The organism is Geodermatophilus africanus (assembly GCF_900107105.1).
Classification (GTDB): Bacteria; Actinomycetota; Actinomycetes; order Mycobacteriales; family Geodermatophilaceae; genus Geodermatophilus; species Geodermatophilus africanus.
Genome location: NZ_FNOT01000002.1, coordinates 129,667 through 150,920, shown reverse-complemented (window position 1 = coordinate 150,920; position 21,254 = coordinate 129,667). Strand labels below are relative to the sequence as shown.

Annotated in this window: 22 protein-coding genes; 10 read left to right on the top strand and 12 right to left on the bottom strand. The window is 76.8% G+C overall.

The features are described 5' to 3' along the window. Window positions 1–50 precede the first annotated feature (50 nt). Window positions 51–818 carry a DUF6308 family protein gene (locus tag BLW63_RS03350; RefSeq protein WP_091152206.1) on the top strand — a complete coding sequence of 256 codons (768 nt, stop codon included), beginning with the start codon at window positions 51–53 and terminating at the stop codon, window positions 816–818. A 146-nt stretch (window positions 819–964) separates the two neighbouring features. On the opposite strand, the gene BLW63_RS03345 is transcribed toward BLW63_RS03350, so the two are convergent. Both BLW63_RS03345 and BLW63_RS03340 read right to left on the bottom strand, forming a co-directional pair. Continuing rightward, window positions 965–2,191, bottom strand: a complete 1,227-nt coding sequence (locus BLW63_RS03345) for an HNH endonuclease signature motif containing protein (protein WP_091151490.1) — start codon at window positions 2,189–2,191, stop codon at window positions 965–967. Between the two features lie 211 nt (window positions 2,192–2,402). After that, window positions 2,403–3,143, bottom strand: coding sequence for an alanyl-tRNA editing protein (locus tag BLW63_RS03340; protein WP_091151487.1), 741 nt, complete (start codon window positions 3,141–3,143; stop codon window positions 2,403–2,405). A gap of 193 nt (window positions 3,144–3,336) precedes the next feature. On the opposite strand from BLW63_RS03340, the gene BLW63_RS03335 reads away from it, so the two are divergent. Together BLW63_RS03335 and BLW63_RS03330 are read left to right on the top strand one after the other, a co-directional pair. Then, window positions 3,337–3,960: a hypothetical protein gene (locus BLW63_RS03335; protein WP_091151485.1), complete on the top strand. Its 624-nt coding sequence runs from the start codon at window positions 3,337–3,339 to the stop codon at window positions 3,958–3,960. A 57-nt stretch (window positions 3,961–4,017) separates the two neighbouring features. Next, complete coding sequence (locus tag BLW63_RS03330) at window positions 4,018–4,638, top strand: hypothetical protein (protein WP_091151483.1); 621 nt, start codon at window positions 4,018–4,020, stop codon at window positions 4,636–4,638. A 159-nt stretch (window positions 4,639–4,797) separates the two neighbouring features. Here BLW63_RS03330 and BLW63_RS03325 read toward each other — a convergent pair whose 3' ends face one another. The 5 genes from BLW63_RS03325 to BLW63_RS03305 all read right to left on the bottom strand — a co-directional run bounded on the left by BLW63_RS03325 (window position 4,798) and on the right by BLW63_RS03305 (window position 10,607). Next, a complete protein-coding gene (locus BLW63_RS03325; protein WP_091151481.1) occupies window positions 4,798–5,871 on the bottom strand; it encodes an acyl-CoA dehydrogenase family protein in 1,074 nt (357 codons plus the stop codon). Beyond that, window positions 5,871–7,037: an acyl-CoA dehydrogenase family protein gene (locus BLW63_RS03320; RefSeq protein ID WP_091151478.1), complete on the bottom strand. Its 1,167-nt coding sequence runs from the start codon at window positions 7,035–7,037 to the stop codon at window positions 5,871–5,873. Before BLW63_RS03320 ends, BLW63_RS03325 begins: the two co-directional genes overlap by 1 nt. 90 nt (window positions 7,038–7,127) lie before the next feature. Next, window positions 7,128–7,472 carry a hypothetical protein gene (locus tag BLW63_RS03315; protein WP_091151477.1) on the bottom strand — a complete coding sequence of 115 codons (345 nt, stop codon included), beginning with the start codon at window positions 7,470–7,472 and terminating at the stop codon, window positions 7,128–7,130. A gap of 58 nt (window positions 7,473–7,530) precedes the next feature. Continuing rightward, complete coding sequence (locus BLW63_RS03310; RefSeq protein WP_244522324.1) at window positions 7,531–9,813, bottom strand: SpoIIE family protein phosphatase; 2,283 nt, start codon at window positions 9,811–9,813, stop codon at window positions 7,531–7,533. Continuing rightward, window positions 9,813–10,607: an alpha/beta fold hydrolase gene (locus BLW63_RS03305; RefSeq protein ID WP_091151475.1), complete on the bottom strand. Its 795-nt coding sequence runs from the start codon at window positions 10,605–10,607 to the stop codon at window positions 9,813–9,815. Before BLW63_RS03305 ends, BLW63_RS03310 begins: the two co-directional genes overlap by 1 nt. Before the next feature lie 156 nt (window positions 10,608–10,763). Here BLW63_RS03305 and BLW63_RS03300 point away from each other — a divergent pair, with 156 nt between their 5' ends. Continuing rightward, on the top strand, window positions 10,764–11,489 hold the full coding sequence (locus tag BLW63_RS03300; protein ID WP_091151473.1) for a hemerythrin domain-containing protein: 726 nt from the start codon (window positions 10,764–10,766) through the stop codon (window positions 11,487–11,489). A gap of 124 nt (window positions 11,490–11,613) precedes the next feature. Here BLW63_RS03300 and BLW63_RS26610 read toward each other — a convergent pair whose 3' ends face one another. Beyond that, window positions 11,614–11,778, bottom strand: coding sequence for a hypothetical protein (locus BLW63_RS26610; protein WP_170856624.1), 165 nt, complete (start codon window positions 11,776–11,778; stop codon window positions 11,614–11,616). A 167-nt stretch (window positions 11,779–11,945) separates the two neighbouring features. Here BLW63_RS26610 and BLW63_RS03295 point away from each other — a divergent pair, with 167 nt between their 5' ends. The 3 genes from BLW63_RS03295 to BLW63_RS03285 all read left to right on the top strand — a co-directional run bounded on the left by BLW63_RS03295 (window position 11,946) and on the right by BLW63_RS03285 (window position 15,273). Beyond that, window positions 11,946–12,125, top strand: a complete 180-nt coding sequence (locus tag BLW63_RS03295) for a hypothetical protein (RefSeq protein ID WP_091151471.1) — start codon at window positions 11,946–11,948, stop codon at window positions 12,123–12,125. Then, a complete protein-coding gene (locus BLW63_RS03290) occupies window positions 12,122–12,841 on the top strand; it encodes an alpha/beta fold hydrolase (RefSeq protein WP_170856623.1) in 720 nt (239 codons plus the stop codon). The genes BLW63_RS03295 and BLW63_RS03290 overlap by 4 nt, the downstream gene beginning before the upstream one ends. Window positions 12,842–12,960: 119 nt before the next feature. Beyond that, on the top strand, window positions 12,961–15,273 hold the full coding sequence (locus tag BLW63_RS03285; RefSeq protein WP_091151469.1) for a HelD family protein: 2,313 nt from the start codon (window positions 12,961–12,963) through the stop codon (window positions 15,271–15,273). Window positions 15,274–15,340: 67 nt separating this feature from the next. Here BLW63_RS03285 and BLW63_RS03280 read toward each other — a convergent pair whose 3' ends face one another. The 4 genes from BLW63_RS03280 to BLW63_RS03265 all read right to left on the bottom strand — a co-directional run bounded on the left by BLW63_RS03280 (window position 15,341) and on the right by BLW63_RS03265 (window position 19,255). After that, window positions 15,341–15,544, bottom strand: coding sequence for a hypothetical protein (locus tag BLW63_RS03280; protein ID WP_091151466.1), 204 nt, complete (start codon window positions 15,542–15,544; stop codon window positions 15,341–15,343). Between the two features lie 100 nt (window positions 15,545–15,644). Continuing rightward, window positions 15,645–16,880, bottom strand: coding sequence for a cytochrome P450 (locus BLW63_RS03275; RefSeq protein ID WP_091151463.1), 1,236 nt, complete (start codon window positions 16,878–16,880; stop codon window positions 15,645–15,647). 55 nt (window positions 16,881–16,935) lie between these two features. Continuing rightward, window positions 16,936–18,561, bottom strand: coding sequence for an SIR2 family NAD-dependent protein deacylase (locus BLW63_RS03270; protein WP_091151461.1), 1,626 nt, complete (start codon window positions 18,559–18,561; stop codon window positions 16,936–16,938). 67 nt (window positions 18,562–18,628) lie between these two features. After that, the gene (locus tag BLW63_RS03265) at window positions 18,629–19,255 is read right to left on the bottom strand and encodes a hypothetical protein (RefSeq protein WP_139263461.1); all 627 of its coding nucleotides are present in this window, start codon (window positions 19,253–19,255) and stop codon (window positions 18,629–18,631) included. Between the two features lie 173 nt (window positions 19,256–19,428). On the opposite strand from BLW63_RS03265, the gene BLW63_RS03260 reads away from it, so the two are divergent. The 3 genes from BLW63_RS03260 (at window position 19,429) to BLW63_RS03250 (ending at window position 21,230) form a co-directional block, all read left to right on the top strand. Further along, window positions 19,429–19,839 (top strand): DUF1206 domain-containing protein, encoded by a 411-nt coding sequence (locus BLW63_RS03260; RefSeq protein WP_170856622.1) that lies wholly within the window; start codon window positions 19,429–19,431, stop codon window positions 19,837–19,839. A gap of 12 nt (window positions 19,840–19,851) precedes the next feature. Then, complete coding sequence (locus BLW63_RS03255; protein ID WP_091151454.1) at window positions 19,852–20,214, top strand: DUF1206 domain-containing protein; 363 nt, start codon at window positions 19,852–19,854, stop codon at window positions 20,212–20,214. Window positions 20,215–20,393: 179 nt separating this feature from the next. Next, window positions 20,394–21,230: a DUF1206 domain-containing protein gene (locus BLW63_RS03250; RefSeq protein WP_091151452.1), complete on the top strand. Its 837-nt coding sequence runs from the start codon at window positions 20,394–20,396 to the stop codon at window positions 21,228–21,230. The last annotated feature ends 24 nt before the right edge of the window (window positions 21,231–21,254 follow it).

Genomic DNA, 21,254 nt, shown 5'->3' with positions numbered 1-21,254 from the left:
CATGTCTCCTCGACGGCGCGGCTCGGCTCGGCGTCGAGCAGGCTGGGGAGGTGGTCACCGGTCCGCCTCTGTCCCTGCCCAGCGCCGGACCGGAGCCGATCTCCTGGGACACCGCGCTCGCAGCGGTGCTCGGGTACGCGCGGGGGCGGCGGGCGCTGTGGTTCCGCTCCCCGGGCTCCCCCGAGGGTCGGTGGGTGCGGGTCACGGCCTTCGGCTACGAGCGCTTCGACTGCCGCCCGCGGGTGGCCGGACCGCTGGGCGACGACGACGTCCTCGTCGCCGAGGGGCTGCACGGCCGCCTCGACCCGGCCGGTTGGGCCGCGGTCCGCTCCGCGCTCGACGAGGTCGGCCCGCTCGCCGAGGCCGTGGCCGTGCGGGCGGACGGGCGGGCGTTCTGGGAGCTCCCGCCCGGGGAGCTGTCGGTGCTGGAGGAGCCGGGCACGGTCGGCGCCGGTCTGCGGGCGGTCGATCGACACGGTCCCGGGCGGCACCGTGACCACCTCTCCGCGGCGCTGCACCACCGGCGTCCGGACCTCGTGCCGCTGGTCAGCAGCACCACCCGCCGCCAGTTGCTGTCCCACGTCGAGGAGGGCGACAGCGGTCTCGAGGCGGTCGTGCACCGGGAACTGCGGGCCAACGCCGAGGCCTTCGGTGCGCTCGAGACCGTGGCGTCCGGACTGCTGACCGCGACCGGGGGCGTCCCGCTCACAAGGCTGCGGCTGCACGACGTCCTCGTCTGGCTCAGCGGCAGCCTCCGGCTGGCACACGCCGTCGCCGTCGGCACGCAGAGCCCGGAGTGGACGACGCTGCGGGCCTGAGCTGTGTCGAGGGCCCCGGACCGGCCCACGGCCACCCTCGGCCCTGACGAAGGCGGCGGGGCACCGCGACCGCCCGCGCACACGGGCAGCCGGCCGGTGCCCGGAGGTGGGCATCGGCAGGCTGCCGGCTGAGGCAGGTGATCAGGTCAAGCGGCGGTGACCAGGGGCGGTCCGGTGCGCTGTGGTCCGGTCAGGATCTCGGTGCCGTCGGGGCGCCAGGTGCGCCAGCGGCCGTCGGGTTGTCGTTCGACCCGGAAGCCGTGGTGGACCTTGGTGTGGTGCCGCTCGCACAGCAGCGCGGCGTTGGCCAGGTCGGTGGCGCCGCCGTCGATCCAGGCCAGCAGGTGGTGCACGTCGCACCACCAGGTGGGGGCGGCGCAGCCGGCGAACACGCAGCCGCCGTCGCGGACCTCGGCGGCGCGGCGGACGTGCGGCGGGAACAGCCGCAGCGTGCGGCCGTGCTCCAGCGGCAGCCCGTCGGGGCCCAGCACGATGCGGGTGATCTGCCCGTCGCAGGCCAGCCAGCGGGCCCGGGCGGCGGAGATGGTGGCGCCGAAGCCCAGCTGCGCGGTACCGCGGCCGACCGCGGGGTCGGCCAGGTCGTCGAGGGCGACTTTGACGAGGAGCTGGGGCTTGTGGCCGCGCAGGACGGGCAGGCTCCCCGAGGCGAGGGCGTTGTCGGCCAGCTGCACCAGGGCGTCGGCCTGCTGCTGGGCCGGGGTGCGCTCGTCGCCGGCGGACCGGCCGCCCTGCACGAGTGCCTCCAGCGCGGTCTGCAGCTTCTCCCCGCCGACCGGATCGAGGTCGAACCGGCCGGTGAGCGACCCGTCGGCGTGCGTGGTGAGCACCAGCCGGCGGCCCTCGGTCGGGTCGGGCTCCGGGCCGTCGGCGTCCAGCCGGTCGAGGTAGTGGTGCACCGCCTTCGCCACATCGGCGTGCGGCCGCTCGCAGGCCACGCCGGTCAGCAGCCGGTTCACCACCTCGAGGTCGACGCCCTGCTCGGCGGCCAGCGCGAGCGGTCCGGGCTCGGCCACCCGGGCGATCACGCCGGCCTGCTCGCCGGTCACCGCCCCGGCGGCGAACGCCTGCGCCAGGGCCGGCAGGTGGGCCAGCGCCCGGCCGGTGCGCACCACCCGCGCCGCCTCCGCCGTGGACAGGTGCCCGTGGCCGCGCAGCCACGAGGTCATGGTCGTGAGCCCGTCGACCTCGGCGGCACCGGACAGCTCGGCCTCCCGCACGGTGCGCGCAATCTCGGCGGCCAGCCGGTTCTGCGCGGCCAGCAGCGGCCGCAGCCGCTCCAGCAGCGCCGGGCCGAACAGCGGGCTGAGGTCCTCGGCGGCGAGGCCGTCGAGGGCGGCGGTCAGCTCCTCCACGACACCTCCCACCGGATCGATCAGACGTTCGAAGTCTAACCGATCCGCGAGTGCCCGGCCAGACGAATCCCCAGCTCAGGCGGCCGTCCACAGATGTCGCGGGACTCTTGACATCCGCACCGACTGGTCGGGAGAGGCATGAACCGCGCCTCGCCCGTGTCGGCGCCGGGCATCGCCCGTGCGAGCCGTCGGGGCCGCCCGCGGCGCCTGCTCAGACGACGCGGATGCGCAGCCGGCGGAACCCGCGGCCCTTGTTCTCCATCTTGACCACCTCGACCCGGCCGACCATCGCGGTGGAGGCCACGTGCGTGCCGCCGTCGGCCTGCAGGTCCAGGCCGACGATGTCGACGATCCGGACCTGCTCGATGTCGGGCGGCAGCAGGTCGGTCGCCGTCCGGATCAGGTCGGGGATCGCGTAGGCCTCCTCGCGCGGCAGCGTCCGCACCTCGATGCGGCGGTCGGCGGCGATCTCGGCGTTGACCGCTTCGGCGACGCGGTCCTTGAAGTCGGCCGGCACCTCGGCGAGGTCGAAGTCCATGCGCGCGGTCAGCGGCTCCATGTTGCCGCCGGTGACCTTCGCGCCGAAGTCGCGCAGCACGACGCCGGTCAGCACGTGCAGGCCGGAGTGGGTGCGCATCAGCGCCGTCCGCCGCTCGTCGTCCAGCGCACCGCGGACCGCGGTGCCCGGCGGCGGCACCGGGTCGCCCTCCACCGGCACCAGGTACAGCTCGTCGCCCTTGCGGGTGCCGGCGATGCGGGTGCGGACGCCACCCCACAGCAGCACGCCCTCGTCCGGCGGCTGCCCGCCGCCACCGGGGTAGAAGGCGCTGCGGTCGAGCACGATGCCCTGTTCCGGGTCGGCCGCCACCACCGTCGCGTCCCACTCGCGGACGGTGGCGTCGGCCAGGTCGAGGCGGTGGGTGTGCCCGTGGAGGTCGCCGGAGGTGGTCACCCCGGCATGCTGCCCCCTCCGGGCGGACGGCGGCCACCGGCAGGACCGTGACCCTCTCAGCGGACGGGCCGGTGCCGGTCGGACGCGCCGGGTCGTTGCCACCGGCTGCCCGCGCGAGGACGCTGGGCGGCGCGGCGATGCCGCGCGAGCACCGCCGTCCGGTAACTCCAGCGCAACGGAGAGGAGCGGTGCCGTGTACGCACGCTCGACCACCATCCGCGGCAACCCCCAGTCGATCGACGCGGGGACCGACTACGTGCGCGACGAGATGATGCCCGCCGTCCGCGGCATGGACGGCTGCGTCGGCCTGTCCATGCTCGCCGACCGGGAGTCCGGGACGTGCATCGTCACGACGTCGTGGCGTGACCGGGAGTCGATGCAGGCCAGCGCCGAGGGGGTGCGGCCGATGCGGGACCGCGCGATCCAGGTCTTCGGCGGCGCCGAGTACGAGGTGCACGAGTGGGAGGTGTCGGCCATGCACCGCCGTCACGAGGCCCACCACGGCGCGTGCGCCCGCGTGACGTGGATCCGCGGCGAGCCCGACGCCATGGAGCGCGCCATCGACGCCTTCCGGATCAGCTTGATGCCGCGGCTGGACGACCTCGCCGGCTTCTGCAGCGTCAGCCTCATGACCCACCCGGCCGAGGGCATGGCCGTATCGGCAGTCACCTACGACAGCCGGGAGGACATGGTCGAGAACCGCGAGAGCGCCCGCGCGCTGCGGGAGGACTTCGCGACGGGGATGGGCCTGGCCGTCACCGACGTCCGGGAGTTCGACCTGGTCCTCGCCCACCTGCGGGTACCCGAGACCGCGTGACCCCAGCGGGGTCGGCCGGGACCGTCCCGGCCGGCCCGCCGGGAGAGGAGAGAGCACGTGTACGCACGCACCGCCACCGTCCACGGCGACCCGGAGGCGATCGACGACGGCGTCGCCTTCCTGCGGGACAGGGTCATGCCCGCGGTCGAGGGCCTGCCCGGCTACGTCGGCCTGTCGATGCTCGCCGACCGCGACACCGGGCGCTGCATCGCCACCACGTCCTGGAAGGACGAGGCGGCCATGGCCGGCACCGGCGAGCAGCTGCGGCCGCTGCGGACCCGGTTCGCCGAGATGCTCGGCGGCGAGGTGGAGCTGCGCACGTGGGAGATCGCCGTCCTGCACCGGGTGCACGAGGCACCCGACGGCGCCTGCACCCGGGTCACCTGGACCCGGACCGACCCGAGCCGGGTGGAGCAGGCCCTCGACGCGTACCGGGTGAGCCTGCTGCCGCGGCTCGAGGAGCTCGGCGGCTTCTGCAGCGCCAGCCTGCTCGTCGACCGCCGGGTCGGGCGGGCCGCCGGCTCGGTGACCTACGCCGACCGGATGACCCTGGAACGCTCCCGGACCGACGCCACGGCCGTCCGGGAGGAGTTCGCCGCCACGATGGACAGCCAGATCCTCGAGGTGGCCGAGTTCGACCTCGTGCTCGCCCACCTGCGGGTACCCGAGACCGGGTGAGCGCAGCGGCCCCCGGACGAGCGGGTGTCACCGCCCGGTCCCGTCCGACCGAGGTCGCAGCGACCACGCGGAGACCGCGGGTCGGCCCCCGGCACGGAGGGGCGCAGGGCAGACCGCGGCCCCGTGCACGGTCCCGCCGCGCGCTCGGGAGGGCCGTCCTCACACCACCCGGGTCAGCGCCGGCCAGAGCCCGTCGCCGCCCTCGGCGAGCAGCCCCACGCCGAGCACCTGCGACCAGGTCAGCTCCGAGCCGGCCTCGTCGCGCCAGGACCACAGCCGGCGGGTGAGGTGGTGCAGCTTGTGCTCCTGGGTGAACCCGATCGCGCCGTGCACCTGGTGCGCCAGCCGCGCCACGACCTCGACCGCCGCCCCCGCCCGCACCTTCGCCGCCGCCGCGGGGAGCACGACGTCCTCCCCCCGCTCGAGCGCCTGGACGGCGGCGTCGACCAACGCCGTCACCGCGGAGACCTCGCCGGCCATCTCGGCGAGTTCCATCTGCACCGCCTGGAACCTGCCCAGCGGCCGGCCGAACTGGTGCCGCTCCCCGGCGTACTGCACCGTCCAGGCCAGCACCTGCTCCAGCGCCGCGGCCAGCTGCACCGCCCGCGCCAGCGCGTAGCGGGCCCGCACCTCGCCGGCGTACGCGGGGGTCAGCAGCGCGCCGGACGCCGGGGCACCCCCGAGGACCAGCGACCCGCGCGGCTCCCCCGCCAGGTTGCGCGCGTCGCTGGTCGCCAACCCCTCGGCGTCCACCAGCGCGAGCACCGCGCCCTCGATGCCCTCGGGCGGCTGCGCCAGGACGACGACGTGCCGCGCGACCCCGGCCCACGCGACGTCGGTCGCGGTGCCGGTGAGCGTCCAGCGCCCCGGCCCGTCGCCGTCGTCCGACGGCTCGGCGTGCACCGCCCCGGCGACCGCCAGCGTCAGCGGCTGCGCCGGGTCGGGCAGGTCGAGGTCCGCGGCCAGCAGCGCGGGGCCCGCGGCGAGCAGCTGCTCGGCCACCGGCACCGCCCCGGCCCCCGCGGCGAGCGTGCGGACGACGGCCACCGCGTCGGCCAGCTCACCGCCCGAGCCGCCGGCCTCCTCGGGCAGCCCCACCCCGGTCAGCCCCGCCTCCGCCAGGTCGGCCCACAACCCGGCGTCCCAGGCGGTGTCCGCGGTGAGCGCGAACGGCTCGTGAGCCGAGAGGATGTCGCGGACGGTCTCGATCACCAGGTCCTGGTCGGAGGCCATCAGCGCAGTCCAAGCCCGCGCGCCACGATGCCCCTGAGGATCTCGTTGGTCCCGCCCCGCAGCGTGTAGCCAGGCGCGTGCAGCTGCGCCTCGGCCAGCGCCCGCCCCAGCGGGTCGGGGGAGTCCAGCGAGGGCGTCACGTCGACCACCCGGCGGACCTCGTCGACCACGTCGGCCTCGAACGTCGTCCCGACGTCCTTGACCAGTGCCGCGGGGATGTCGGGCAGCTCGCCGCGGTCCAGCGCCGCCGCGATCCGCAGCGAGAGCTGGCGCAGCGCCAGCAGCCGCGCCGAGAGCCGGCCGAGCGCGGCCAGCTGCGCGCCGTCGCCGGTGTCGCAGGCCCGTCGGCCGAACTCCGCCAGGAGCGGGTAGGTCGACAGGAACCGCTCCGGTCCCGACCGCTCGAACGCCAGCTCCGCGGTCACCTGGTGCCAGCCGGCGCCCTCCTCGCCGAGCAGCATGTCGCCGGGGACGACGGCGTCGTCGAACACGACCTCGTTGAAGTGGTGGCCGCCGTCGAGGATGCGGATCGGGTTGATGCTGATCCCCGGCAGGGACAGGTCGACCAGCAGCTGGGTCAGGCCCTGGTGCTTGCCGCGCGGGCCCTCCCCGGGCGGGCCCGTGCGCACGAGCGTGATCGCGTAGTGCGAGTGGTGCGCGTTCGACGTCCACACCTTGGCGCCGTTGACCACCCAGTCACCGTCGCCGTTGCGGGCCGCGCGGGTGCGGATCGAGGCGAGGTCGGAGCCGGAGTCCGGCTCGGACATGCCGATGACGAAGTAGCACTCCCCCGCGGCGATCCGCGGCAGGATCGCCTGCCGCTGCGCCTCGGTGCCGTAGCGGAGCAGGTTCGGGCCGGACTGCCGGTCGGCGATCCAGTGCGCCGCCACGGGGGCGCCGGCGGCCAGCAGCTCCTCGGTCACCGCGTAGCGCTCCATCGCCGAGCGCTCGTGCCCGCCGTACTGCTTCGGCCACGTCATCCCCAGCCAGCCGCGCTCACCGAGCTTGCGGGAGAACGCCGGGTCGACGCCGGACAACCAGGTGTCGACGTGCGTGGTGAAGGAGCCCGCGGCCAGCTCCCCGGCGAGGAACTCCCGCACCTGCGCGCGGACCTCCTCGGCGGCCTCGGACGGCGGCGCGGGCGCCAGGGTCAGCGGACTGCTCATGCGGTGCGACTCCCCACGTCGGTGTGGCTGTGCCCCCTCGGTTGTACAGGGCGTCAGCGTGGGCAGCGCGGCGGCCTCCGGGAGCCCCGGTCAGCCGGGGGACGACGACGGCGGGGCGCCCGGCACGGCGTCGTCGTCCTCGCCCTCCTCGGGGCCGCGGGTGAGCTGCCGCAGCTCGGCGACGACGTCCCCGGCCACGGTCGCCAGCGAGGTCACCGCGCCGGACACCAGCCGCCGCACGCCCGGGCCGTCCAGGCCGAGCAGCGCACCGAAGCCGGCGGCCACGTCCACCCCCGGGAGGGCACCGGGCGCCGCGACCCCGCGCGCCTGCCCCTCGGCCAGCTCCGGCGACCAGCGCATCGCGTCGCCGGACATCGTGATGTCGCCGGTGGCCCCGTCGATCGACTCGGTCACCGGGTTGGGTCGACGCTCCATGGCCGCCTCCCGCGCCGCACGTGCCTGTCCTGATGGTGGCCCGCGGAGGGGGCAGGCGCTAGGGGCGTCGGCCGATGGCCAGCAGCGCCACGTCGTCGGCGCGCACCCCGCTCGCGAGCTCGGCCAGCACCCGGTCGCACAGCTCGTCGGGGTCGGTGGTGCCCGCGGCCCGCGCGGCCTCGATCAACGCGGCCAGGCCCTGGTCGATGTCGGCGTCCCGGCTCTCCACCAGCCCGTCGGTGTAGAGCAGCAGCGTCGCCCCCGGCGCGAGCACCCCGGCCCACTCCACCGCGGGGCCCGGCGCCGGTGGCGCGCCGAGCATCCGGCTGGGCCGCACGTCGAGCAGCTCCGCCGTCCCGCAGCCGACCAGCAGCGGGGACAGGTGCCCGGCCGACGCCATCCGCAGCCGGCCGGTGCCGGGGTCGAGCACCCCGAACAGCGCGGTGGCCATCCGCTGCAGGCCCATCAGCGACCAGCTCGCCTGCAGCCGGTCGATGACCGCGCTCGGCGGCGGCCGGTCGGCCAGCAGCGCCCGGTAGACGCTGCGCAGCTGCCCCATGACGGCGGCCGCGGTGATGTCGTGCCCGACGACGTCCCCCACGGCGAGCGCCACCTGCCCGCCGGGCAGCGGGACGACGTCGTAGAAGTCCCCGCCCACGTCCGCGCCGCGGCTGGCCGGCAGGTAGCGGACGGCGGCCGCCAGCCCGGGCACCGGCGGCGGCGCGGGGGGCAGCAGGTTGTCCTGCAGCGTGTGCGACGTGCGGGTCTCCAGCTCCAGCCGCTGCGCCTTGTCCACCACCTGCGACACCTGCAGCGCCAGCTGCTCGGCGACCTCGACGTCGGCCGGCGTGAACGGCCCGCGCCGCCGGTCGCTGCCCAGGCTGAGGACGCCGAGCGCCCGCCCGTCGGCGAGCAGCGGGACGCAGACGAGGTTGACCAGCTCGAGGGCGCGGGCGACCCCCAGGTGCTCCTCGCCGGCGGTGATCTGCGCGAGCCACCGGTCGGTCACCTCGCGGATCCACACCGTCCGGCCCAGCTCCACGGCCTGCACGGCCGGGTGCGGCGACCCGGAGTGCGGCAGGTGGCGTTCCTGCAGGCCGACGGCGAGGTGCTGGCGGGCCGGGTCGCCGTGCCGGGCGGCCGCGCGGACCAGCCCGTGCTCGACGGCCAGGTCGATGACACAGACGTCGGCCAGCCGCGGCACCGCCAGCTCGGCGAGCCGCTCCGCGGTCTCGGGCACGTCGCCGGCGGAGGCCATGAGCCGGGCCGCGTCGAGCAGGAAGGCCGAGCGCTCCGCCTGCCGCGTGGTCTCCTCGAACAGCCGCACCCGCTCGATCGCCTGCCCCGCCTGGCGGCCGACGGTGGCCAGCAGGTCGGCGTCGGCCTGGATCAGGTGCCCCCGCTCCCCGGGGGCGGTCAGATCGATCAGCCCGCTGTCCCCCGTCACCCCGAGGAGCAGCACCAGCGCACCGAGGTGCCGGTGGTCGGCGTCCACCGGGACGACGACGAGCGCCTCCTGCCCGGCCTCCTCCATGGCGACGGCCAGTCCCGGCCACACCGCCCGCAGCCCCGCGCCCAGCGGCACCGTGTGCACCCCGCCGTCGCGCACCAGCTCCGCGCCGCCCAGCGCGGCGGCCTCCATCGCCTCCAGCAGCTCGGGGGCGATGCCGTCGACGGCGACCAGCTCCAGCGGCGGCACCGACGGCTCGGGTCGTGGGCTGGCCCGCCGCTCGCCGGCCAGCCACAGCGCGGCGCCGCTGGCCCCGACCGCCTCCCGGCTGCGGCGCACGATCACCTCGGCCACGTCGCGCGCCGAGACGGCCACCGAGACCTCCGACACCACCTGCTGCAGCGTGTGCGCCCGGCGCTCGGACTCGGCCGCGGCCCGCTGCGCGGCCAGCAGCGCCCGCTCGTACCGCCGCCGGGACGTCGCCTCGAACACCGTCGCCCGGACCAGCAGCGGCGCGCCCACCTCGTCGCGCACCTCGACCGCGTTGAGCAGGCACGGCAGCACCGACCCGTCGGCGCGGACGACGTCGAGCGCGACCTCGCGCACCATCCCCTGCATCCGCAGCAGCGGCGCCAGGTGGGTCTCGTAGAACACCCGGCTGCCGATGCTCAACAGCTCCTGGAAGCGCTGGCCGGTCAGTTCGCCGACCGGCCGCCCCGTCCACTCGCAGAAGGTGCGGTTGGCCTTGACCATCTGCCCGTCGGGGAGCGCGGAGAAGTAGCCGCACGGGGCATTCTCGTACAGGTCGGCCGGGTCGTCCTCGAGCAGCCGGCGCAGCCCGGCGGGACCCTCCCGGGGGTCCGGTCGCCGCGGCTCGTCCACGAAGCGCACTACCCGAGGAAGGCCCGGATCGCCGCCGTCGTCTCCTCCGGCGCCGACAGGTGCGGGCAGTGCCCGGTGGCGGCCAGCCGGGTGAGGACGCTGCCCGGGACCTGCTCGTGCACGTACCGGCCGACCACTTCGGGGGCGATCGCGTCGACGCTGCACTGCAGGACGAGGGTGGGCACGCGGACGCCGGGCAGGTCGGCGCGGTTGTCGGACAGGAAGGTGACCCGGGCGAACTGCCGGGCGATGTCCGGGTCGGTGCGGCAGAAGCTGTTGGTCAGCTCGGCAGTCAGCTCCGGCCGGTCGGGGTTGCCCATGATCACCGGCGCCATCGCCGCCGACCAGCCCAGGTGGTTGCTGTCGAGCGACTCCAGCAGCGCGGCGACGTCCTCCCGCGAGAAGCCCCCGGTGTAGTCGCCGTCGTCCACGTAGCGCGGGTTGGGCCCGACCATCACCAGCGCACCGAAGAGCTCCGGGGCGCAGGCCGCGGCCAGGACGCCGATCATCGCGCTCACCGAGTGCCCGACGAAGACGACGTCGTCGAGCTCGAGCTCCCGGCAGATCTCCACGACGTCGGCGGCGTAGCCGTGCAGCGATCCGTACTTCTCCGGCTGGTAGGCCGACAGGTCCGACCGGCCCGAGCCGACGTGGTCGAACAGGACGACGCGGTGGTCCACCTCGAAGTCCGGGACGACCAGGCGCCACATCTCCTGGTCACACCCGAACCCGTGCGCGAAGACCATCGGCCGCCCGTCGTCGACCCCGCTCACGCGGACCCGGTTGCGGGCGATCACGCTCACCGCCGAAACGTAACCGTCCGGGGGGCCTCCTGTCCCTCCTCCCTCCGCGAGTCGTGATCCGCTGCCGGACCGGACAGGGACCGAGAGCCCTGTCGGGCGGGCACCGGCCGTCCCTACGCTCGCGGGGTCCCGGACCCAGTTCCCCCGAGGTGCCCCATGCCCGCCGCCGCGGCGCTCCCCCGCTTCCCCCTCCGGACGGCCCCCGGCGGTCCCCCGGGCGGCGTCCCGGCCTGCCGCGCGGTCGCCTCCGAGCTGTTGCTGCACCGGCTGGTGCGCCGGGAGCTGCGGCTGCTGGCCGAGCTGTCCGCGTGGGCCCCCGCCGACGACGCCGACCGCACCCGCGCCCTGACCCGGCACGCCGACCTGCTGGGCCGCCTGCTGCTGCACCACCACGCGGTCGAGCGCGAGCTGCTCTGGCCGGCCCTGGTGCGCGCGGCGCCCGCCGCCCTGCCCCCGGTGCAGCGGTGGACCGCGGCAGTCGCCGGTCTCGACGTCCGGCTGCGCGGCCTGTCCACCGCCGCGCGGCAGTGGGCGGTCGCCGCCTCGGACCGGGCCCGCGACACCTTCACGCTGGCCTGCCTGGACCTCGCCGACGCCGTCGACGCGCAGACCGCCGAGGAGGAGCGCGACCTGCTGCCGCTGCTCGCCGCGCACCTGTCCCCCGCGGCGTGGGCGGAGGTCACGCGGGCGGCGCGCTGCCCGCTGTCACGGCGCGAGCGGTCGCTGGTCCTCGGCCTGGCGCTCGAGGACGCGTCCGCCGCCGACCGGGCGCGGCTGCTCGCCGGGCTGCCGGCGTCGACGCGGCTGGCCTGGCGGCTGGCCGGCCGGCGGCGTCACCGCGCCGCCGTCGTCCGGCTGCGCGGCGCACCCCCCGCCCGCTGAGGCCTCCCTGCCGAGTCGGCCCCCTCCCGGGGCTCGGCCCGAGCCTGGTGGGGTGCCGGAACGACCGCCCTCCAGGGACCCTCCGCCCGAGCCTGCGAGGCGTGGGGGGAAGGGTGGTCCTTCCTCAGTAGCGAGACGTGCCGCAGTCCGCGCAGCGCTTGCGCGGCGGCAGGGTCTCCCGCTGGCAGTTCGGGCAGGTCCAGGCGCTGCGGTCGATGAGCGGGCGGCGCGTGCGCGCGCTGCGCCGGAGCCGGGGGTCGGTCCGGGGATCGGTGGTCGTCGGGCTCATGGGGCACCTCCTGGGGTCGCACCGCCGACGGTAGGTAGCCGACGTGTCACGGAGATGACCTCGGGGTTTCGGTTCCCACCCGTCCCGTCGTCGAGTCGCGGGTCGTCGTGGTCTCCGGGGCGCGGAGACCACGACCAGCCGCCACTCGACGTCGACCCGACCGGTCAGTGGTCGCCCAGCACGGCGTGCTCACCGGGGTGCATGTCGCCGCCGCCGACACCCGGGAGCTGCAGGAGGTGCTGCGCACGCTGCCCCGCATCAGCGCGTCCCGCGTGACCACCCTGCTGCGCCTGGAGTCCGTGAAGCCGCCGTCCCCCGTCCCGGTGCGCCCGTCCGCCCGGCGATGAGTCCGGCCCGCACCGACGGTCAGGACGACGTGCGCGCGACGTTCGTCCTCGTCCCCGGAGCCGGTGGCCAGGCCTGGTACTGGCACCGGCTGGTGCCCGAGCTGGAGCGGCGGGGCGGTACTGCGGTCGCCGTCGACCTGCCCGCCGGCGACGACACCGCCGGACTCGAGCGGTACACGCAGACCGTCCTCGACGCCGCCGCCGGCTCGCCCGGTGGGCCGCTGGTCGTCGTCGGCCAGTCGATGGGCGGGCTCACCGCGCCGCTGGTCTGCACCCGCAGGCCCGTCGACCTGCTGGTCCTGCTGAACGCGATGGTCCCGCGGCCGGGCGAGACCGGCGGCGAGTGGTGGGCGGCGACCGGGCACGAGGCGGCCCGGGCGGAGGCCGCGCGGGCGCACGGCTGGCCGCTGGACGAGGACGCCTTCATCCACGACGTGCCGCCCGAGGTGCTGGCCACCGCCCCTGTCCCGTTCGCCCAGTCGGGCACGCCGTTCACCGAGCCGTGGCCGATGCCCGGCTGGCCCGACGTCCCCACCCGGGTCCTGGCCGGCCGGGACGACCGGTTCTTCCCCGTGGGGTTCCAGCGTCGGGTGGCCGCGGAGCGGCTGGGCCTGCCGGTCGAGGAGCTGCCCGGCGGCCACCTGGTGGCGCTCAGCCGCCCGGTGGAGCTCGCCGACCGGCTGGTCGGCTCCCTGGCCGCGCTGCCCGCCCCCTGACGGGCACGCCTCGCCCGTGGCCGACCGCACGGCGGCGCCTGGACCCCGCGCCGGGAATGTGTGGGCACCATGGACGTTCGTCCGTTTCCCGGAGACGAGTGCCGACAGAGAGACGCGCAGTGCCGACGACGCAGCCCGAGGTCGTACCCCACCCCGAGATCGACGCCGAACAGCAGTACGTCAAGGAGCTCTACGGCCGCCTGGACGCCGCCCGCGACCTGGCCGAGCGGCGGCTGAAGCAGGCGATCGCCTGGCCGGCGGTCGACCCGCAGGCGCTGCAGGAGCGTGACGCCACGGTGCGCTTCCAGACCGAGCGGGTCACCGCCCTCGACGCCGCCGAAGCCGGCCTGTGCGTCGGCCGGATCGACCGCACGGACGACGGTCCGCTCTACATCGGCCGCATCGGGCTGGCCGCCGACGACGCCGGCGGCGACCCGGCGCTGGTGGACTGGCGGGCGCCCGCGGCGCGGCCGTTCTACACCGCCACCCCGGTGCATCCGCTCGGCGTGGCCCGCCGCCGGCACATCCGCACCCGCGGCCGCACCGTCGTCCGGCTCGACGACGAGGTGCTCACCGACGGGCTCGCCACCTCCGGCCTGACCGGTGAGGCCGCGCTCATGGCCGCGCTGGACACCGCGCGCACCGGCCGGATGACCGACATCGTCCGCACCATCCAGGCCGAGCAGGACCGCATCATCCGGGCCGACGACCGGGGCGTGCTCGTCGTCCAGGGCGGGCCGGGCACCGGCAAGACCGCCGTCGCGCTGCACCGCGCGGCCTACCTGCTCTACACGTACCGCGAGCGGCTGGCCCGCCGCGGCCTGCTCGTCGTCGGCCCCACCCCGACGTTCCTGCGCTACATCGCCGACGTGCTGCCCTCGCTCGGCGAGACCGGCGTGCTGCTCGCCGGGCTGGGACAGCTGCGCCCCGGCCTCGACGCCCGCGGCACCGAGTCGCCGGAGACCGCCGCGGTCAAGGGCCGGCTGGAGATGGTGCAGGTGCTCGAGCGGGCCGTCGCCGACCGGCAGGTGGTGCCCGGCTCCCCCGTCGAGGTGACCGTCGACGGGTTCGTGCTGCGGCTGCGCCCCGTCGACGTGAAGCGGGCGCAGAACGCCGCCCGCAAGGCCGAGCGGCTGCACAACCTGGCCCGGCCGGTGTTCGCCCGCCGGGTGGTCGACCTGCTCACCCGGCGCTACGCCGAGCGCATCGGGACGGGCATCGACGGCGGCGTCGACCTGCTCGACCGCGAGGACACCGCGGCGCTGCGCCGCGAGGTCGCCGAGGAGCCCGCCGTCCGGCTGCTGGTCGACGACCTGTGGCCGGTGCTCACCCCCGAGCGGCTGCTCACCGAGCTGTTCGCCGACCCCGCCCGCGTCGCCGCCGCCACCCCGGGGTGGGACGACGGGACCCGCGCGCTGCTGCACCGGCCTGGTCCTTCTCCCACCCACCCAGCGGCGTGGACGCCGGCCGACGTCCCGCTGCTGGAGGAGGCCGAGGAGCTGCTCGGCTTCGACGACAGCGCGCAGCGGGCCCGCGCCGAGCGGGACCGCCGCCGCCGGCTGGCCGAGGCGCAGGAGACCCTCGACGTGCTGCACGGCTCGCGGTCCATCGACCTCGAGGACGAGCACCTGGAGGCCGAGGTGCTCAGCGCCGGTGACCTCATCGGCGCCGAGGAGCTGGCCGAGCGGCAGCGCACCGTCGACACCCGGAGCACCGCGGAGCGCGCCGCCGCCGACCGCACCTGGACCTTCGGGCACGTCGTCGTCGACGAGGCCCAGGAGCTCTCCCCCATGGCCTGGCGGCTGCTGGTGCGCCGCTGCCCGACCCGGTCGATGACCGCCGTCGGCGACCTGGCCCAGACCGGCACCCTGGCCGGCGCCGTCGCGTGGGACGAGACGCTGCGGCCGCACGTCGGCGACTCCTGGCGGCTCGAGGAGCTGACGGTCAACTACCGGACGCCGGCCGAGATCATGGCCGTCGCGGCCGACGTGCTCGCCGCCGGCGGCACCCGGGCGAGCGCGCCGCGCTCGGTCCGGCCCGGCACCACGGCGCCCTGGGCCGAGGTGACCGGCGAGGCCGGGCTGGCCGCGCGGGCGGCCGAGGTGGTCGAGGCGTGGGCCGGGCCGGAGGGCACCACCGCGGTGGTCGTCCCCGCGAGCCGGCTCGCCGAGGTCGCCGCGGCGGTCGCGGCCCGGCTGGACGGCGTGACGTCGGGACCCGAGGCCGACTCGTCACGGGGTCCGGTCGTCCTCACCCCCGGCGAGGCCAAGGGGCTGGAATTCGACGCGGTGCTCGTCGTCGACCCGCGGCGGGTCCTCGACGAGGGGGTGCGCGGGCACAACGACCTCTACGTGGCGCTCACCCGGGCCACCCAGCGGCTCGGCGTCCTCTCCCCCGGCGACCTGCCCGCGGAGCTCACCCGCCTCGCCTGAAGAAGGACCCCTTTGCCCCACCGCTCGCAAGCTCGCGGCGGGACCCTGCAGAGGGGCCGATCGGGCCTCAGCGGTGGGGCAGCGCGTCGCGGCGGCGGGTCGTCCCCTCGACGGTGTAGGCCACGACCGCCGCGGCCAGGAGCAGCACGCCGCCGGCCCCGACCAGGGGCACGCCGCCCATGGTGTCCATGTCCAGCTCGGCCCAGACCACGCCGGCGACGAGCGTCAGCAGCCCGACCACGCCCACCAGCGGCGCCAGCCACCTGCCCATGTCGGCCCCCTCGTCCGTGCGGTCGCGGCGATGAGACCACGCGGGGACGACGCCCGGCGTCGCCTCCGGCGCGCCCGCGACGCAGCGCGACCGACCCGGTTCAGCCGGTCCCGCGGACCCGCAGCACCACGCCGCTGGCCGGCTTCGCCGGGATGCGCCGCAGCGAGATCGACAGGTCCTGCTCCGGGACGTCGGCCGGCAGCCGGGCCAGCCGCACGGCCAGCGCCGACAGGACGGCCACGGTCACCTGCTCGCCCGGGCAGCGGTGGCCGGTGCGCAGGTCGCCGCCGCCCTGGGGCACCAGCTCGAACGCGCCGACCTCCCGGGCGAGGAAGCGCTCGGGCCGGAAGGTGTAGGGGTCGCCCCACAGCTCGGGGTCGTGGTTCTGCCCGTACAGGTCCAGCAGCACCATGGACTTCGCCGGCACCCGCTCGCCGTCCCACTCGACCTCGCGCGGCGCACGCCCGCCGATGAACGGCGCGAACGGGTAGAAGCGGCGGACCTCGTGCGCCCAGGCCGCCGCGAAGGCGGGCTCGCCCGTGGCCAGCCGCCCGCAATACCGCGGCCACCGCGCCAGCGCGTGCCCGGAGAAGGCGAGGAACCAGCTGATCGCCACGGTCGGGCGGACGACGTTGAGCACCTCCACCGCGGCGGTGCGCGGGTCCAGCCGCTCCCCGTCGGCGTCGCGGTGCCGGGCGACGACGTCGACCACCGAGCCGTCGGGGACCGGAGCCGCGCCGCCGCGCACGTCCTCCACCAGCCGGGCCAGCCACGCCTCGCGGCGGCCGCGCGCCCGGCGGGCCCGCCAGTGCCGGGGCCCGGCGGTGGCGAAGCCGTCGACCATCGCGGTCAGGTCCCGGGCCGCCGAGGGCACCTCGTCGTCGGCCAGGGGCACTCCGGCCCAGTCGCACACGGCGCGGGTGATCACCTCGGCGGCCTCGTCGGAGAGCACGACCTCCCCGCGACGCGCCCAGCCGGGGACCGCGGCGTCCCAGGCGGCGGTGGCCGCGTCGACCAGGGCGGCGATCCGGTCGTCGTCCGTCAGCAGGGACACGAACAGCGCCTTGCGCGTGCGGTGCGCCTCGCCGTCGAGGGTGTGCACCGCACCCTTGCCGAACAGCGTCCCCTGCACCGGCTCCGGGATGGCGTGCGAGCGGCGCACGTGGTCCTCGTCGTAGAGGAACCGGGCGGCGTCGGGCCCCTCGATGCCGAGCACGGGCAGGCCGCCGAGCCGGGCGGCGACGGTGCGGCTGCCGCGCGCCCGGCGGGCGTCGGGCAACCAGCCGTAGCCCCTGGCGAGCAGGAGGTGGCTGTTCTCGAGTCGGGGTCGGCGCACGGGTGTCTTGGTTGCCCAGGCCGCCTGCCCCTCACACGGAGGACCCCGTCCTGCTTCAGCCGGGGCGCTGCTGCTGCAGGCGGTCGTCGCGCGGGTCACTGGCCTCGTCCGGCGGCAGTCCGCTCGGTGCGCACGCCCGGGAGCCCAGCCGGCGCAGCAGCGCCGCGACCTCCCCGACCGCCGAGGACGACGCCTCCTCGGGCACGGCGCGCTCCACCTGCTCCAGCGCGGCGGCCAGGACCCGCTCCTCCTCGGAGAGCATGCCGCGGTAGGCCGGGTCGAGCAGGTAGCCCGTCGGCGGGGTGGACAGGCAGCCGATGCAGTCCAGCAGCACCTCGAGCACCCGGGCGGCCTCCGCAGGCGGGGTGTCGGCCGGCGCGATGGCCACCGTCTGCACGTCCTGCTCCCACAGCCGGGCGCGGGCGGGGTCATCGCGGAGCGCCAGCACGGTGCCGCTGCGCCGCCGCGGGTCCGCGCCGGGGGCCTGGATGGCGCTGCGCACCTGGTGGGCGATGCGGATCAGGTCGTCGTCCTGCATCGAGGTGCCGACGAACAGCACGTGCCGGGTGAGCAGCAGCGAGTGCAGCACCCCGGCCAGCGCGGCCCGCGAGTCGCCGAACTGCAGGTACTCCTCACGGGTGAGCACGATGCTCTCCGGGTGCGCGGCGTCGCCGTGCAGCTTGAGCAGCCACGGCCGGCCCGGGACGGCGTCGTCGAAGGGCAGCACCGACAGCCGGCGGCCGATGTCGGCGGCGGCGAGCTCGACCAGCGGGTCGTAGTTGGTGGTCACGAACTCCTGCACGGGCAGGTCGGCGATCAGCGCGTGCGCCAGCGCGTAGTGGCCCGGCCCGAACCGCTCCTTGACAAAGCACTCCAGCTGCTGCCGCCCGAGCTCGCGGGCCAGCAGCGCCGCGGCGTCCTGGGCCGGCAGCCGGGACAGCCCGGCGCGCAGCCCGTCGTCCAGACCGGAGCGCCCGGCCAGCTCGTCGAGCAGCTGCTCCCAGGTGGGTAGACCCGCGGCGGCACTGACGCCGGCGCCGACGAAGGCGGCCAGCTGCCCCCGGCGGGCCCGCTCGCCGAGGTCGCGGGCCAGCTGCTGGAGGTGCTCGGGCAGGTCCCAGCCGTCGGGCTCCGCCCGGCGCACCCGCTGCGCCGCGGCCAGGTCGCTGGGGCCGCGCAGCACCAGCGCGATGTCGAAGCCGTGCGCGTCCGCGCCCTCGTGCAGCACGGGCAGCAGCCGGGCCAGCAGGGTGCCGCGCTGCCCGGCGGCGGCGCCCCAGCCGGTCCCCAGGGCCGGGAGCGCGACCAGCCGGCGGGCCCGGCCGTGCACGGGCGTCGGCACCTTGCGACGGGCGACGGCGGCCAGCGCCTCCCGCGCCCCGTCGACCAGCCAGCGCAGCGCGTCCTCGGGGTCGCGCTCCCGCTCGTCGACGGTGTCGACCAGCCACAGCTGCCGCCCGGTGTCCCCCGTCCGGCCGCCGGGCACCCCGAGCACCCGCTCGTCGCCGTCCCAGTCGAGACCGAGGCAGAGGCCGTCGTCGTCCTCGCTGCGCACGACGTCTGCGGGGAGCAGCTCGCCCCACTCGGCGGTGACCCGCAGCGACCGGTCGGTGGGCACGAGGACGTCGTCGCACACCAGCCGCCGGAGGTCCGCCCCGACGACGAAGACGTGTCCGCTCACGCCCGGAGGGGTGCCCCGCGGGACGGGCGGTGAACCGGTACGGGACCGGCCGGAGCTGCCCCGCCGGTCAGCGCGGGATGCCGCACCCTCCGGCGCCGCAGGCGCAGCCGGCGCAGGCCGCCGGCCGGACCGGTGCCGGCTGCGCGGCGATCGCGCGCAGGGTCGAGGAGCCGACCAGCAGGACGACGCCGAGCAGGCCCAGCCCGAGGGCCCCGACGACGGTCGCGCCGGCGGCCGCGCGCTCCCAGCCCGCGGCCAGTCCGGTGACGACCAGCAGGCCGGTGACCAGCGCCCACCAGACGAGCGCGGCCTGGCCGCTGCGGCGCACCGCCCCACCGCGGCCCAGCAGCGTCAGCGCCCCGCCCAGCAGCCCCGCCGGGACGGCGACCAGCAGCACCCAGCCGGCCAGCGCCACCGGGACGGAGGCGAGGCCGAGGGCCAGCACGCCGGCTCCGGCCACCGCCGCACCCTGCGCCCGGCGCCGGCCGCCCTCGGCCGCCAGCTGCCCACCGCGCCAGGCCAGCAGCGCGCCGCCCACACCGAGCAGCAGCCGGGCTCCGCCGTCGGCCCAGACGACGGCGACCGCGGCGACGACCAGCAGCGCGACCCCGCCGGCCAGCCACCGGGGCCACGCTCGCCGGGCCTGCTCCGGACTCGTCCGCTGCACCGCCGTTCCCGCTGCACCACTCGCCACGGGACAGAGTGTCCCCCACCGTCGCGGCGTCCCGGCGCGAGCCGTGTCACCCTGCGAGGTGTGCCGCAGCAGCGCGGCAGGTGGAGCGGGGAGAGCGGTGGCGACCGGAGGCGGGTCCGGCGGAGGGCGATTCGCTCGCGCACCGAGCCGCGCACAGCACGACACTGCGCGCGGTGGCCCGGGTCGGCCTGGTCGGCTACGCGCTGCTGCACCTGCTGGTCGCCTGGCTGGCGGTGCAGCTGGCCTGGCGAGCGGGCCGGCCGCGGCCGGCCGACCGCGGCGCCGCCGTCGACGAGAGCGGCGCGATGGCGCTGCTCGCCGACTCCCCCGTGGGTCCGCTGCTGTGGCTGCTGGCCGCGGGGCTGGCCGGCCTGTGCCTCTGGCAGGCCGTCGAGGTGCTCCGCCACCACCGCCGGCTCCCCGCCCCCGGCCCCGACCGGCGCCGCGCCGTCGTGCAGCTGGGCAAGACCCTCGGGACGGCGGTGGTCTACGGCTTCCTCGCGTCCTCCGCGGCCCGCGTCGCCCTCGGCTCCGGCGGCCGGCTGGGTGAGGACACCCGGGCGGTGCGCGGCGTGCTCGCCTAGCCCGGGGGCCAGGTGCTGGTCGTCGTCGTCGGCCTGGTCGTGGTCGCCATCGGCGTCTACCAGGGGCGCAAGGGCCTGCGGTCGGCCTTCCTCGACGAGATCGACCTCTCCACCGTCTCCCCGGCGCTGTGCGCCCTCACCCACCGCGCCAGCCAGGCCGGGTTCGTGCTCAAGGGCGTGGCGTTCGTGCTGGTCGGCGCGGTGGTGGCCGGAGCGGCGGCGACCTTCGACCCGGCGCGGGCCACCGGCCTGGACGCCGCGCTGCGGGCGGTCGCCGCCGAGCCGCACGGCGCCTGGGTCCTGGTCGTGGTCGCGGTCGGCCTGGCCGCCTTCTCGGTGTACTGCCTGGCCCGCGCGCGCCACCCGGTGGGCTGAGGCAGGACCCCGCTGCCCCCCGCCGCTCGCAGGCTCGCGGCGGGTCCGTGCGGAGGGGTGACCGGCGAGATCGCCGATCTCGCCGCGGCAGTGGGACGGCGTCCCCAGCGGCGGGACCCGCGCTGTGCCACGCTGATCAGTCCGCGGCAGACGGTGCAGCGGTCGGGGAGGAGCCGGTCATGGGCGGGACGACGGGGCGGGCCGCGGGCGCGGCCGGCCGGGCGGGCGACAGCGACGCCCTCGAGCACCTCGCGCGCATCGGCCTCATCGCCTACGGCGTGGTCCACCTGGTGGTCGCCTGGCTGGCGCTGCAGCTCGCCTGGGGCGGGGGCAGCGGCCAGTCCGCCGACCAGGCCGGCGCGCTGGCCACGCTGGCCGAGCAGCCGCTGGGCCGGCCGCTGCTGTGGCTGCTGGCCGTCGGGCTGGTCGCGCTGGCGGCCTGGCAGGCGGCCGAGGTGCTGCGCTGGCGCAGCCGGCTGTCGTCGTCCGGGGACGCCCGGAAGAAGGCCGTGGAGAAGACCGTCAAGGCGGTCGCCAAGGCCGTCCTCTACGCCGCGCTGGCCGTCCTGGCGGTCCGCACCGCCACCGGCGGCGGTGGCGGCGGGGGTCAGCAACAGGCGGCCGGCGTCTTCGGCTGGCCGGCCGGGCGCTGGCTGGTCGGGCTGATCGGCCTGGTCGTCATCGGCGTGGGCGTCTACCTCGTGAACAAGGGCGTCTCCAAGAAGTTCCTCGAGGAGGTCGACCTGCGCTCGGCCTCGCCGCAGACGACCCGGCTGGTCACCCGCCTCGGGCAGGCGGGCTTCCCCGCCAAGGGCGTCTCCCTCGTGGTGGTCGGTGGGCTGCTGGTCTACGCCGCCGCCACCTTCGACCCGGCCCGCGCCACGGGCCTCGACGGCGCCCTGCGCACCATCCTCGACGCCCCCTTCGGCAAGGTGCTGCTCACCCTGGTCGCGATCGGCATCGCGGCGTTCGGTGCGTACTGCTTCGTCCGCGCCCGCTACCCCGAGCGCACCTGAGTCGCGTCGCGCACGATCGTCTGC